Annotated in this window: 11 protein-coding genes and 1 pseudogene; 2 read left to right on the top strand and 10 right to left on the bottom strand. The window is 72.3% G+C overall.

Annotated elements, in window-relative coordinates:
* Positions 1-23 precede the first annotated feature (23 nt).
* Positions 24-1454, top strand: a complete 1431-nt coding sequence (locus tag FrCorBMG51_RS06240; protein ID WP_235433358.1) for a glycosyltransferase family 39 protein — start codon at positions 24-26, stop codon at positions 1452-1454.
* Positions 1455-1513: 59 nt separating this feature from the next.
* Here the strand turns inward: FrCorBMG51_RS06240 and FrCorBMG51_RS06235 are convergent, their stop codons facing one another.
* The 7 genes and pseudogenes from FrCorBMG51_RS06235 to FrCorBMG51_RS06205 form a co-directional block, all read right to left on the bottom strand.
* On the bottom strand, positions 1514-1717 hold the full coding sequence (locus FrCorBMG51_RS06235; RefSeq protein ID WP_139342150.1) for a hypothetical protein: 204 nt from the start codon (positions 1715-1717) through the stop codon (positions 1514-1516).
* A 45-nt stretch (positions 1718-1762) separates the two neighbouring features.
* The gene (locus tag FrCorBMG51_RS06230) at positions 1763-2515 is read right to left on the bottom strand and encodes a type III pantothenate kinase (protein ID WP_047222122.1); all 753 of its coding nucleotides are present in this window, start codon (positions 2513-2515) and stop codon (positions 1763-1765) included.
* The gene (gene nadC / locus FrCorBMG51_RS06225; RefSeq protein WP_235433357.1) at positions 2515-3774 is read right to left on the bottom strand and encodes a carboxylating nicotinate-nucleotide diphosphorylase; all 1260 of its coding nucleotides are present in this window, start codon (positions 3772-3774) and stop codon (positions 2515-2517) included. Before nadC ends, FrCorBMG51_RS06230 begins: the two co-directional genes overlap by 1 nt.
* Positions 3775-3784: 10 nt before the next feature.
* Complete coding sequence (locus FrCorBMG51_RS06220; RefSeq protein ID WP_047222121.1) at positions 3785-5623, bottom strand: L-aspartate oxidase; 1839 nt, start codon at positions 5621-5623, stop codon at positions 3785-3787.
* An 88-nt stretch (positions 5624-5711) separates the two neighbouring features.
* Positions 5712-6140 (bottom strand): annotated as a pseudogene (gene panD, locus FrCorBMG51_RS26350) (aspartate 1-decarboxylase); the annotation flags it as partial.
* A 2-nt stretch (positions 6141-6142) separates the two neighbouring features.
* On the bottom strand, positions 6143-7042 hold the full coding sequence (gene panC / locus FrCorBMG51_RS06210) for a pantoate--beta-alanine ligase (RefSeq protein ID WP_047222119.1): 900 nt from the start codon (positions 7040-7042) through the stop codon (positions 6143-6145).
* 242 nt (positions 7043-7284) lie between these two features.
* Positions 7285-8205: a phosphoribosylaminoimidazolesuccinocarboxamide synthase gene (locus FrCorBMG51_RS06205; RefSeq protein ID WP_047222118.1), complete on the bottom strand. Its 921-nt coding sequence runs from the start codon at positions 8203-8205 to the stop codon at positions 7285-7287.
* A gap of 191 nt (positions 8206-8396) precedes the next feature.
* On the opposite strand from FrCorBMG51_RS06205, the gene purB reads away from it, so the two are divergent.
* Positions 8397-9866 (top strand): adenylosuccinate lyase, encoded by a 1470-nt coding sequence (gene purB / locus FrCorBMG51_RS06200; protein ID WP_047222117.1) that lies wholly within the window; start codon positions 8397-8399, stop codon positions 9864-9866.
* A gap of 214 nt (positions 9867-10080) precedes the next feature.
* Here purB and purE read toward each other — a convergent pair whose 3' ends face one another.
* From purE to FrCorBMG51_RS24770, 3 genes are all read right to left on the bottom strand, one after another.
* Complete coding sequence (gene purE, locus FrCorBMG51_RS06195; protein WP_047222116.1) at positions 10081-10608, bottom strand: 5-(carboxyamino)imidazole ribonucleotide mutase; 528 nt, start codon at positions 10606-10608, stop codon at positions 10081-10083.
* 296 nt (positions 10609-10904) lie between these two features.
* Complete coding sequence (purD, locus tag FrCorBMG51_RS06190) at positions 10905-12206, bottom strand: phosphoribosylamine--glycine ligase (protein WP_047222115.1); 1302 nt, start codon at positions 12204-12206, stop codon at positions 10905-10907.
* Between the two features lie 542 nt (positions 12207-12748).
* Entirely contained in the window at positions 12749-13891 is a 1143-nt protein-coding gene (locus FrCorBMG51_RS24770) for a hypothetical protein (RefSeq protein WP_052914385.1), read from the bottom strand.
* Positions 13892-13922 lie beyond the last annotated feature (31 nt).

The raw sequence follows: 13922 nt of genomic DNA, 5'->3' as shown, positions 1-13922 counted from the left end.
CGGTGGCCGCCGCCCGCGAGTGCATGTTCGTCGTCCATCTGGTGAGCTGTGCGCTGCTTTATCTGCTGGCCCGCCGGCTGGCACTGCGACGGGTGTTCTCGGCCGCCGCGGTCCTGTTGTTCTCCCTGGCACCGCTCGCGGTCTGGTACCAGCGGATGGCCTTCCTCGACAACATCGCCGTGATGTGGGTGCTGGCGGCGCTGGTCTGCGCGGCATCCCCCCGGCGCAGCGCCGGCGCGGCGATCTGGGCCGGTGTCTTCATGGCCTTCGCCTTCTGGTCGAAGGAGACGACCCTCATTCTCCTGCCGGCCGTCTACCTGCTGCTCCGGCAGAACCGTGACCGGCGGAACTGGCGGTTCGTACGCCAGAACTTCCTCGGTTTCCTCACTGTGATCTGTGGCCTCTACGTCCTCTACGCCGTCATCAAGAACGAGCTGTTCGAGGGCGCCGGTCACGTCTCGCTGATCGGCGCGACCAAGTGGCAGCTGTTCGACCGGCCGGCGAGCGGAAGCCTGTTGAACGCGGACAGCAGCACCCGCAGCATGGCGAACCTGTGGCTGGACATCGACCCCTATCTGCTGTGCGCGGGCGTTGTCGCCGCGTTCCCGGCGCTTTTCGTCAGGCGTCTGCGGGTGGTCGCGATACTGCTGCTGATCCAGCTCGCCTTCATGTTCCGGAACGGATACATGCCATACGCGTACGTGACGGCGATGCTGCCGTTCGCGGCGCTGTGTGTGGCGGGCATGCTCGACGCGCTGCTGCCGTACTACCGGCCACCGACCGCCGACGCCGCGCGTGGCCGCTCCGGGGACATGGCTGGCAGCGCGCTCCACGACCCGCCGCGTGATCCGGCGCCTGCCGCGGAAACGCGCTCGCTGTCCCTCCGGCCCCCGATATCGGCCCTGACTCTGGCATCAGCCCCGACGTCGGCTTCGTTCGCGGCCCCGCTCCCGGTCGCGGCCGAGCCTGCCGTGCTCGGTACCTGGATACGCCTGGTGGCGGTGGCCAGCATCGTGACGGCGGGGCTGCTGACGCTCCCGGAGCACTGGGCACCGAAGCTGCACACAGCACTGACCGCCGACGACAGCGCGCCGAGCCGGGACGCGGCACGCTGGTACATCGAGAACATCCCGGACGGCAACATCGTCGTCACCGACGACAACATATGGACGGACCTGGAGCTGGCCGGCAAGAAGCCCGAGCCGGTCTGGTTCTACAAGCTGGACCTCGACCCGGCCGTCCGCGAAAAACTGAAGAACGGCTGGCAGGACGTCGACTACTTCATTCTCGGCGACCTGACCCCCGTCATCCTGAACGACCTCCCCATGGTCGCCGAGGGTCTGCGGAACTCGATAGTCGTGAAATCCTTCGGCGACCACGGCGAGATCGCGGTCCGCAAGGTGATCAGACCCGGTTGCCCGGCAACCCCCACAACCACTGTCCCGGGCTGCTGAACAGTTCCGGTCACAGGCAGCGCCCCGTGCGCTGGCGGGTGGCCCCGGCCGGGTCGACATCAGCCGGGGCCACCCCGCCCACGGATCGACTTCGCGATCGCGAGCACGCGCGGCCGACCGGTCCCGCTCAGGCCGAACCCGAGGCCGTGACGGTAGATCTCCGGAATCCAGTACTGGTCGTTCTCACGAAACAGGACCCCGCTGGTCTCCAGCAGCCTGGCGTCAGCGGGGCTCGAATCCACGGTCTCGAGTGTGAATGACATCTTGCGGGAGTCCTCAGACAGCTCTCGCAAGTCCTCGGTCATCTCTTATGTGTTCTTTTCGAAGATGAGGCGTAGGCCGATGAGGGTCAGGTGGGGTTCGTGGTGCTGGAGGGTTTCGCTCTCGCGGATGACGAGGGAGGCGAGCCCGCCGGTGGCGATGACCACGGGGTCGGCGTCCAACTCGTTGCTGATGCGGCGTACCAGGCCGTCCACCTGGCCCACCACGCCGTAGATCATGCCGGACTGGAGGCACTCGACCGTGTTCTTTCCGATCACCGATCGTGGTGGTATGAGCTCGACGTTGCGCAGTTGCGCCGCCCGCGACGCAAGCGCGTCCAGGGCTATCTCGATACCCGGGGCGAACGCGCCGCCGAGGAACTCGCCGCGGCTGGAGACCACGTCCAGGTTCGTGGACGTCCCGAAGTCGACGATGATCGCTGGGCCGCCGTAGAGGTGGTGGGCGGCCAGCGCGTTCACGATCCGGTCCGCGCCGGCCTCCTTGGGGTTGTCGATGAGGATCGGCACCCCTGTTCTGGTGCCCGGCTCCACCACGACGGCGGGCACCTTGCGGAACGCGCGCACCACCATGCGCCGGATCTCCCGCAGGGCCGCCGGCACGGTCGAGCACACCGAGATGCCGTCGACGTCGTAGTCCAGGAGCAGGCCGCGGAACAGCAGCGACAGCTCGTCCGCGGTCGAGTGCGGGTTGGTGCGTACCCGCCAGGAATCCACCAGGTCCTCGCCGTCGAAGACACCGAGGACGGTGTTGGTGTTGCCGATGTCGATCGTGAGCAGCATCAGGACGCCCCCGATCCGGTGCCCGCCGCGGGCGCGACGTCCGCGGCGGCGGCCGTGCCCGTGCCCGTGCCCAGGCCCGCATCAAAGTGCGGGGAGAGGGCGAGGTCGAGGCCCAGGTCCAGCGCGGACGCCGAGTGGGTCAGCGCTCCGATCGCCAGATAGTCGACGCCGGTCTCGGCCACGCGGCGGGCCACGTCGAGGGTCAGCCCGCCGCTGGCCTCCAGCTCGACGCCGTTCGGACGGGCGATCGCGACCGATTCGCGCAGCTCGTCCAGGCTCATGTTGTCGCAGAGGATCAGGTCCGCGCCGGCTGTCACGGCCTCGGTGACCTGGGTCACCGTGTCGCACTCGACCTCGACCGGCAGGCCGGGGAACCTCGCCCGCACCGCGGCGAACGCCGCCGTCACCCCGCCCGCGGCGACCACGTGGTTGTCCTTCACCAGCGCCGCGTCCGCCAGCGACATCCGGTGGTTGCGCCCACCTCCACAGCGCACCGCGTACTTCTCCAGCGCGCGCAGCCCGGGCAGGGTCTTGCGGGTGTCCCGGATCGCCGCCCCCGTACCGTCCACCGCGTCGACCCACCGCCGGGTCGCCGTGGCCACCCCGGAGAGGTGGCACAGCAGGTTCAGCGCCGTGCGTTCGGCGGTGAGCAGGGCGCGGACCGGGCCCGCGACGGTCAGGACGGCGTCCCCGGGGCTCACCTGGTCACCGTCCGAAGCGACGATCTCGATGTCCAGACCGCCGGTCCAGCCGCTCTCCGCGTCCGCGTGCTCGTCAGTGGCCGCATCCCCACGGTGGACGTCCGACGGATCCCGCGTCGGGCGGACGCCTGTGGGCTCGTGCCGTGCCGGGTACCGGTCGGCGAGGACCACCTCGAAGACGGCTGCGGCCACCGGCAGGCCGGCGACGACTCCCCGGGCCCGCGCGACGACCGCTCCCCGGCCAGCCAGGTCGGGCGGCACGGTCGCGACCGACGTCGTGTCGACCGAGTCCGGATCATAACTACTCACTGTACGGACCGCGGCATCCGCCGTGGCGTCCAGGAGTGCCACCGGATCCGCTGGGAGCGCGGGCAGATCCTCGGCGACGGCGCCGCGGATGAGCGTGACGAGCGCGTCCGGATCGAGCCCGGCTGACACCAGTGCGCCGCGGGTCTCCTGCGACAGCGGTGACAACGACGGTGACGGCGGTGACAACGGCGGCTGCGACGGCGACGGCGACGGCGGCTGCGACAGCGGCGGCGGGGACGGCAGTGGCATCAGGCTGGCATCAGGACCGGCCCGAGGCGTGCCCGGCGGTTGCCGGGTGGCCCGGAAGAGGCGGAGCCTCCGCGACGTCCAACGGCTCGTATGTCACTGAGAGCTCACCTTCCGCGTCCAACTGGGTGAGGATGTGGCCACGCCAGCGTGCGTCGTCAGTGGTACCGAAATCTTCCCGCCAGTGCGAGCCACGGGTTTCCTGACGCATTGTGGCAGCCGCGACCAGCGCGGTGGCGACGGTCCGCAGGTTGGTCATCTCCCAGGCATCCGGGCCGGCGGTGACCGTACCACCGACCCGTGGGTCCCCGAGGGCGGCCAGCGTCTTCGCGGTCGCCCGCAGGCTCTGCTCGCTGCGCAGCACCCCGGCGCCATCGGCCATGGCACGGGCCAGGTCGGCGCGGGCCGCCGGGTCGGCAAGCCCGGCCGAGCCGTGTCCCACCACCGGGTTCACCGGCTTCGTCGGGCTGGGCAGCCCCCGGGCGAGATCGGTGCCGATGCGGGCGGCGAAGACCAGCCCCTCCAGCAGGCTGTTGGACGCCAGCCGGTTCGCTCCGTGCACGCCCGTGCACGCGACCTCGCCGCACGCGTACAGCCCGGGGACGCTGGTACGCCCCCAGACGTCGGTGCGCACACCGCCGCTGGCGTAGTGCGCCGCCGGGGCGACCGGGATCGGCTCGCGGACCGGGTCCACACCGGCGGCCCGGCAGCGGGCCGTGATCGTCGGGAAGCGCCGCAGCAGGGTGGAACTGCCCAGGCCGCGGGCGTCGAGGTAGAGGTGGTCGACGCCCTGGGCGGCCATCACCCGGGACATCTGCTTGGCGACGACGTCCCGCGGGGCCAGATCGGCGAGCGGGTGGACGCCGTCCATCACCCGGTGCCCGGCGGCGTCCACCAGAAGGGCGCCCTCACCGCGCATGGCCTCACTGACCAGCGGCTGCTGGCCGGAGCCGGGCGGCGCACCGGACGGCCCGCCGCCACCGCCGCCGGCCGGTCTGGCCGCGCCGGCCGCCGGGCCCGCCCCCGCCCCCGGTCGCGTGGCCGCTTCCGTTGACGGCGGGACCAGNNNNGGCGGGACCAGCCACAGCGCGGTCGGATGGAACTGGACGAACTCCAGGTCGGTGACGACCGCGCCGGCGCGCAGCGCCAGCGCCACACCGTCCCCGGTGGACACCGGCGGGTTCGTGGTGGCGGCGAAGACCTGCCCCATCCCGCCGGTGGCGAGGATCACCGCGCGGGCGGCGACCGCGCCCACCCCGTCCTTGCTGCCCTCGCCCAGGACGTGCAGGGTGACCCCGGCGGTGTTGCCGTCGGCGTCCAGCAGCAGGTCGAGGACGAGCGCGTGCTCGATCACCTCGACGCCCGGGTCCGTGCGCACCGCCGCGATGAGAGCCCGTTCGACCTCCAGGCCGGTGGCGTCGCCGCCCGCGTGCACGATCCGGTTGCGCAGGTGGCCGCCCTCGCGGGTCAGCGCGAACCCGCCGGTGGAGCCGTCCCGGTCGAACGCGGCGCCCAGCTCGGCCAGCTCCCGCACCCGCGCCGGCCCCTCGGTGACCAGGATCCGCACGGCGTCGACGTCGCACAGCCCGACCCCGGCTGTCAGGGTGTCGGCCAGGTGATCCTCGGGGGAGTCCTCCGGGGCGAGCGCCGCGGCGATGCCGCCCTGCGCCCAACGGGTCGACCCCTCGTCCAGGCGTGCCTTCGTGACCAGCAGGACCCGGCCGGCGGGCACGGCCGCGCGGGCGTGCAGGACGGCGCTGAGCCCCGCGATCCCCGACCCGATCACCACGATGTCGGCGTCGAGTGCCCAGCCTGGTCGGGATGCCCCGAGCCGGCAGGGCAGGAAGATCATGAACGGATCCGCGTGCCGANGTCCGCCCGCCGTCCGGCTCGTGCCGGGGCGCCCTCCGCTCGGCTCTTGCCCCGTCGGCGGACAGCGGCGGGACCGACAGCGGCTGGACGATGTCCCCGCGCAGGCTGGACGGGTCGTCCGGGATCGCCGCCGCCGGATCCTGGCCGCGGGCGACGATCCGGTTGGCGGCGTCCACGAACAGCACCCGCGGGGTGAACCGGCGGGCCTCGGCGTCGGCCATGACCGCGTACGCCAGGATGATCACAAGATCTCCGGGGTGGACGAGCCGGGCTGCCGCGCCGTTGATCCCGATGATCCCGCTGCCGGGCGGACCCGCGATCGCGTAGGTCTCCAGCCGGGCACCGTTGTCGATGTCGACGATCGTGACCTGCTCGCCGGGGAGCAGGTCCGCGTCCGCCATCAGGTCGGCGTCGATCGTGACGGAGCCGACGTAGTGCAGATCGGCCTGGGTGACCGTGGCGCGGTGGATCTTCGATTTGAGCATGGTCCGGAACACGGTCAGCCGTCCTCCCCGGGCAGCGTGAGCTCGATGTTGTCGATCAGCCGGGTGGTGCCCACCCGGGCCGCGACCAGCAGTAGCGCCTGGCCGATACGTACCGGTGCCAGATCGTCGGGACTTGCCAGCCTCAGGTAGTCCACCCTGACGCCCGGCTCGGCGGCGAGCACCTCGCTGGCGGCGGCCAGCACCACGTCCGCGCCTTCGTCGGCGACGCTCACCCCGACGGCGAGCGCCCGCGGCAGCGCGAGCGCGCTGCCGCGCTGGTGGGTGGTCAGGTAGGCGTTGCGGCTGGACAGCGCCAGCCCGTCCGGGGCCCGTACCGTCGACACCGCGACGATCTCGGTTGGGAAGGCCAGGTCGTGCACCATCCGCCGGACGAGGACGATCTGCTGGGCGTCCTTCTTGCCGAAGAAGGCCAGGTGCGGCCGGGTCAGGTGAAGCAGGGTCGCGACGATCGTGAGGACGCCGTCGAAGTGCCCGGGGCGGCTGGCACCTTCCAGTATCTCGCCGAGCGGGCCGGCGCTGACCCGGACGAGCGGCGGGGTTTCGTGCACGATCGGCGGGGCGAAGACGATGTCCACGCCTTCGCGGCCGCACAGCCGCAGGTCGGCGTCGAGCGTCCGGGGGTAGCGGGAGAGGTCCTCCCGGGGGCCGAACTGCAACGGGTTCACGAAGATCGTTACGATCAGCTGGTCCGCGCGGGCCCGGGCGGTGCGGATCAGCTCGGCATGCCCGGCATGCAACGCGCCCATCGTCATGACGACAGCTCGTGTAGCATTCGCTGCTAAGGGTGACGCATCGAGCAGCGAATCGAGTTCTGCGCGGCTCTGGGCCAGCTCCGGCTCCCCGTCGTCGGGCGATCGGGGGCGTGGCGAAGCCGCGGTTGCGGATGTGGCCATCAATGTCGTTCCAGTCCTCGTAGGGGTACCGGACGTCGCGCGCCAGCCTAACCCGAACGCGATCGCGCGTGCACGCCTGTCACGTACCGCACATGTGTCAGCGGCTGGCGGTCGCGTCCGTCGGCCACCGGCGGAAGGTTCCGACTGACGGCGGCGCGACCCGGAGGGCTGAGAGTACGCCTCCCGGGCCCGAGACGCCGGGCCCGGGACGGACGTTCTGAAACGCCTGCCCGAGACGACGCCTACCGGGCCTGCGCGGCGGCGACGTAGCCGGCGAAGGAGGTGCCGGTGAGGCGTTCGTACGCCTCGACGTAGCGGGCCCGGGTGGCCTCGACCACCTCCGGCGGAAGCTGTGGGCCGGGAGCGGTCCGATCCCAGCCGGTGGACGCCAGGTAGTCGCGGATGAACTGCTTGTCATAGGACGGCTGGGAGCCGCCGGGCCGCCACTGGTCGGCGGGCCAGAACCGGGACGAGTCCGGGGTCAGCACCTCGTCGCCCAGCCGCAGGACGCCGTCGGCGTCGTGGCCGAACTCGAACTTGGTGTCGGCGACGATGATGCCGCGTTCGGCGGCCACGGCGACCGCCCGCTCAAAGATCGCCAGGGTGAGTTTCTCCAGCTCGGCGGCAACCTCGGAGCCCACCTGGGAGGCGGCCTGCGCCCGGCTGATGTTCTCGTCGTGCTCGCCGATCGGCGCCTTCGTCGACGGGGTGTAGATCGTCGCGGGCAGCCGGCTGCCGTCGACGAGGCCGGCGGGCAGCGCGTGGCCGCTGACCTCGCCGGTGCGCTGGTAGTCCTTCAGCCCGCTGCCGGTGAGGTAGCCGCGGGCGACGCACTCGATCGGCACCATGGCCAGCCGCCGGCACAGCATCGACCGGCCGCGCAGCTGCTCGGTGTAGGGGGCGAGCTCGTCGGGGTACTCGGCCACGTCGGTGCTGATCACATGGGACGGTACGAGATCCGCGAGCTGGTCGAACCACCACAGCGACAGGCCGGTGAGGACGGCGCCCTTGTCCGGTATCTCGGTGGGCAGGACCACGTCGAAGGCGGAGATCCGGTCGCTGGCGACCAGGAGCACCGCGTCGTCACCGACCGCGAACATCTCGCGTACCTTGCCCGACCCCAGGTGGGTCAGCCCGGCGAACTCCTCGTGCGTCAGTGGCATGCCTCGACCGTATGCGATGCGCCGGGCCTCTTCGCAGGCAATCAGGACGTCCCAGTCGGTGACGCGGCATAGTGGCCGGTGGCCGGATGCTCCCGTCCCGACGGGATGTTCGGGCCGGTGACGCGACGTCACGGCAGGGTAGGGTTTCCGGGCCGGGGATTCGGGCGCGGTTGTCGGGCACGATGGCCGGTATGGCAACCGAGCACGCGGCCCCCGTACCTCCCACCGCCCCCGAGCCCCCCGAGGTTCCCGACGTCCTGGCCACCCGTTACGCCTCGGCGGAGATCCGGCGGCTGTGGTCGCCGGAGAGCAAGGTGGTCGCGGAGCGCAGGCTGTGGCTGGCGGTGCTGCGCGCCCAGCGGGATCTCGGCCTGGAGCTGCCCGCCGGCGTGATCGAGGACTACGAGCGGGTCCTCACCGAGGTGGACCTGGCCTCGATAGCCCGGCGGGAGCGGCTGCGGCGCCACGACGTCAAGGCCCGCATCGAGGAGTTCAACGCCCTCGCCGGCCACGAGCACGTGCACAAGGGCATGACGTCACGCGATCTCACCGAGAACGTCGAACAGCTGCAGGTGCGCAGCTCACTCGCGCTGATCCGGGGGCGCATGGTCGCGGCGCTGGCCCGGCTGGCCCGGCTGGCCGCCGAGCACGACTCGCTGGTGATCACCGGGCGCAGCCACAACGTCCCCGCTCAGGCAACCACGCTCGGTAAGCGGTTTGCCTCCGCCGGGCAGGAGCTGCTGGCCGCCTTCGAGCGGGTCGAGGACACCCTGGAGCGCTACCCGCTGCGCGGGATCAAGGGCCCGGTCGGGACCGGTCAGGACATGCTCGACCTGCTCGGCGGGGACGAAGCCAGGTTCGCCGAGCTGGAGCGGCGGATCGCCGGCTTCCTCGGCTTCAGCCGGGTGCTGACCAGCGTGGGCCAGGTCTACCCGCGGTCGCTCGACTTCGAGATCGTCACCGCGCTGGTCCAGGCTGTGGCCGGGCCGGCGAGCCTCGCCACGACCATCCGGCTGATGGCCGGCCACGAGCTGGCCACCGAGGGTTTCGCCGCCGGCCAGGTCGGCTCGAGCGCGATGCCGCACAAGATGAACACCCGGTCCTGTGAGCGGGTCGGCGGCCTGTCGGTGGTGCTGCGCGGCTTCGCCGCCATGACCGGCGAGCTCGCCGGGAACCAGTGGAATGAGGGGGATGTGTCCTGCTCGGTCGTGCGCAGGGTGGCGCTGCCCGGCGCGTTCTTCGCCGCCGACGGACTGTACGAGACGTTCCTGACCGTCCTGGACGACTTCGGGGCCTACCCGGCTGTGATCGCCCGGGAGCTGGACCGCAACCTGCCGTTCCTGGCCACGACGAAGATCCTGATGGCCGCCGTGCGCCGGGGCGTCGGGCGGGAGAGAGCCCACGAGGTCATCCGGGAGCACGCGGTCGCGGTCGCCCTCGCCCTGCGGGAGAAGGGGGCGGAGCACAACGACCTGCTGGCCCGGCTGGCCAGCGACGACCGGCTGGGCCTGGACACGGCCGAGCTGTCGTCGGTACTGGCCGAGCCGCTGACGTTCACCGGAGCGGCCCGGGCGCAGGTCGTGGCCTTCTGCGCCCAGGTGGACGGCATCGTCAGCCGCTACCCGGACGCCGCCGCCTACACCCCCGAGCCGATCCTGTGACGGCTGCCGGTGGGACGCCCGCCGGCAGGGACGCGCCGGGCGGGTGAGACGCGCCCGCCCGGCGGGAACCGTCTGACCGGAGCCCGTCCGAAATGATCATCTGATGTGGCGGGCGAACACGGCCGCCTGCCCGGCGCAGGCCATCTGGCAGGGGTACGCCGGGCAGGCGGGTTACGCCGAGGTGCCGGGGACTCGCCGGGAGGTGGCCGGTCGGTCAGCGGTCGGGGGCCAGCGCCTCCTCGAGGCCCGCGGCGGCGGCCTTCTCGAAGTCGTCCTTGAACGCCGTGAGCAGAGCCCGCAGCCCGGGGTCGCTCAGGGCGAGGATCTGGGTGGCCAGCACGGCGGCGTTCGTGGAGTTGTTCAGCCCCACCGTGGCGACCGGCACCCCCGGCGGCATCTGCACGATGGCGAGCAGGGAGTCCATGCCGTCCAGCGCCCCACCCGTGATCGGGACGCCGATCACGGGCAGTGTGGTGAGCGCGGCAACGGATCCGGGCAGGGCGGCGGCGAGCCCGGCGCCGGCGATGACGACCGCGATGCCGCGGGCGGCCAGCTCGCCCACGTATTCCGCGAGGGTGCGGGGGGCGCGGTGGGCCGACACCGACACCTGCTCGTAGGGGACGCCGAAGCGCTCCAGAGTCGCGCCGGCCTTGCTCATCGTCTGGGCGTCCGAGGGGGAGCCGTAGACGATGGCCACCTTTGGTGACCGTGCGTTCGGGTCGTTCCGAGAAATCTCGCTCATACCTGCCTGCTCACTCACCTTCTGAACGACTGGCTGATCGTAGGTGGACGACTGGCGGACCGGCCGCTGGAGCCCGGAGGGGCATCACCCACCCGGGGTCCTACGGCCGTCCCCGGACGGGCGGACACACCGGACGGGGCGGATGCCGGCGACGCGGGCGTCAGCGGTTGCGCCCCCGTGGCTCCCATGGTTCTCCTTGGCCCCCATGGCCGGGATCCGGAATTCGCGCGGATCCGGATCTCCCGCATCCGCCGCGTCTTCCGGATCCCACGGCCCGACTGTGCTGATCTGTCTGGTCAGGAACCTCGCTCCGCCGACCCGCTGGCCCCGCCGCCGGGTGCGGCCTGCCAGGTCGGGACGCCGATGCGGGTCAGGTCGCCGATGTCGGTCCGGTAGTGTGCTCCGGCCAGCGACAGACGGCTGATCGCCTCGTAGGCCGAACCTCTCGCGGCCTCAAGATGTGACCCGATTGCCGTTACGCACAGTACACGTCCACCGGACGACACGATCCTGCCGTCGGCGTCCCGGCGGGTGCCCGCATGCAGGACGTCCACGCCGGTGAGGGCCTGCGCGGCGGCGAGACCACTGATCGGATCACCGACTTTTGGTGACTGCGGGTAGCCGGAAGCGGCAACGACCACCGTGACCGCCGCGCCGGAGCGCCACGCCGGCGCCCGGCGGCCCGACAGCACGTCCGTCAGCGGCGTGGCCAGCAGCGCCAGGATCGCCTGCACCTCGGGGTCGCCGAACCGGACGTTGAACTCCACGACCCGCACCCCGCGGGAGGTCAGCGCGAGACCGGCGTAGAGCAGGCCGGAGAACGGCGTGCCGCGGCGGGCCATCTCGTCCACCACGGGTCTGACCACTGTGTCGACGACCTCGGGGACGAGCCCGGGTGGCACCCACGGCAGCGGCGCGTAGGCACCCATCCCGCCGGTGTTCGGCCCGGTGTCGCCGTCCCCGACCCGTTTGTGGTCCTGCGCGGGCAGCAGCGGCACGACCGTGCCGGCCTCCGTGACGATCGCGAACAGCGAGACCTCGGGGCCGTCCAGGTACTCCTCGATCACGACTCGGTCGTCCTCCCGGCGCAGGCAGGACCGCACGGCCGCCACCGCCTCCGCCCGGTCGGTCGTCACGGTGACGCCCTTGCCGGCGGCCAGCCCGTCGTACTTGACGACGTAGGGCGGGCCGAACTCGTCGAGGTCGGCCAGGGCCGGCTCGATCTCGGTGTGGTCGCGGGCGGCCGCGGTCGGGACGCCCGCGGCGCGCATCACGTCCTTGGCGAACGCCTTGCTGCCCTCCAGGCGCGCAGCCGCGGCGGACGGCCCGAAGCAGGTCAGCCCGCGGGCCCGCAGCTCGTCGGCTGCACCGGCGACCAGGGGAACCTCCGGCCCGATGATGGTCAGATCGGCCTGGACTGTCTGCGCGAGGGCCGCGACGGCGTCCGGGTCGCCGACGTCAAGCGGACGTGGCTCGGCGAGGTCCGCGGTGCCGGCGTTGCCCGGGGCGCAGACGATCGAGCTCACGGCCGGGTCGCGCGACAGCGCCCGGCACAGGGCATGCTCCCGGCCACCGGAGCCGACGACGAGTACCTTCACCGTGTCACCCGTTACCCACTGCCACCGCCGGGCCGGTCACCGTCGCTGAACGAACCATCACCACTGGACGAGCGGCTGCCGCTGAACCAGCCACTGCCGCTGAACGGGCGGCTGTCGCTGAACGGGCGGCTACCGTCGGAGCGGCCGTTGCCGCGGGACGAACTGCCGCTGGACGAACTGCCGCTGGAGCGGTCGCCGCGGCCAGAGCGGCCGTTGCCATCTGTCGGACTGCCACCTGCCCGACCGGTGGTCGGCGGCCGGCCGCGCCCCGGCTGGCTGTGCGCGCGGTCACGGGCCCTGCGTGGGAACCGGTATGGGAGGGCACGCGGTACAGGGTAGCGCTCACCGCGATCAACTTTCCGGTCAGGCCCGGCCCGGCCGCGGACGTGCTCACGGTGTGATACCTGGAAGCGATCTGGATGGAATCGAACACGGTTCGTGACTGACGTCCGGACGCTTGTCGGGGCCCGCACGGACGGTGGTGTGTCCTGACCGGCCGCGGCGCCCGCCCTACGCCCGCGGGCGCGTACGTCTACGGGTGTCTACAGGAGGACACCAGCACGCCACAGCGTGTGTGCCAGGCCGTACACCACCTGCTGCGCGCATCGCCGGGCGTCCACCTCGGCCATGGCCCCGACGACCGCGTGGATGTCCACCGGCCACACCCGGACATCGCGGCCCAGGGCGTAGAGGGCTCCCGGGTCGTCCCGGCCCTCGAAGGTCCGCCCGTCGCGGTCGACGAAAAGGTGCAGGCAGCGGCCCGTGTACGGGAACTCCTCGTTACGCCAGTACAACACCGGCCAGACCAGCGGTGACGCGGCGTGCCGGCCGCGCCGACGGTCCCTGGCCGGACCGGAACCGCGCCGACCGGCCTTCCCGCCATCGCTCCCGCCATCGGTGATCTCCGTCGAGGGCCGCCCGGCTGTGTCGTGCCCGGCCGGGCCGGCCTCGGTGGGAGCCGGGATCGGGAGCGGCACCGGATCCGCGGGCTGCCGTCGGCGCCCACCGCGGGCCACCGGTGGGGGCAGACGTTGCGGGAGCAGACGAACGCTCACGTTAGGTGAGAGGCTCTGGGCTGCGCAGATGGCGAGGAACTCGGCGATCTGCCTGTCCACGTGGGTGGCGACGGCGTCCGCCCGCCTGCGGCGCTGCTCCTCGGCCCGGTTGGCGCTGCGGATGGCGTAGCTGCCGCGAACGACAACCTCCACCAGGCCGGCGGGAGGCACGTCGCCGATGGGTGAGAAGCCGACCGGCCGGGCGTGCGCGCCGACGCTCTGCCGCACCGCCTGCGGCCGGGTGACCAGGCCGGCGGCGTGCGCCACCGGCGTCCGATGGGCCGGCAGGGAACCGACGGGGCCGGCCGGAGCGGCTGGAGCGGACGCGCTGCCTGCCGCTGGCCTGCCAGCGCGCGGCAGGCCAGCCCGTGGGATGTTGGGTTCCAGCCGGCGACCGTCGGGGCCGGGACGGGCGGGGGGCCGCCTGTCGTCCGGCACGTTCGGCTGGGTGCCCTCGGCGGAGCCGGGCGGCGGCACGGAGCCACCACTCGACGCGGCCGCATCGGACGGCCTGCCGTTCACCGGGCTGCCGCCGTTCACGGTGTTGCCGCGTCCCACCGGGTTGCCGCGTCCCACCGGGTTGTCGCCGTTCGCCGTGTTGTCGCCGTTCAGGGGGCTGCTGTGCTTCACCGGGTAGCCGCGGCGCGGCGGGTCGCCGTCC

Origin of the sequence: Protofrankia coriariae (assembly GCF_001017755.1) — a bacterium.
GTDB classification, from domain to species: domain Bacteria; phylum Actinomycetota; class Actinomycetes; order Frankiales; family Frankiaceae; genus Protofrankia; species Protofrankia coriariae.
The sequence above is the reverse complement of the archived record's forward strand: the minus strand, read 5'-3'. Positions and strand labels throughout refer to the sequence as shown.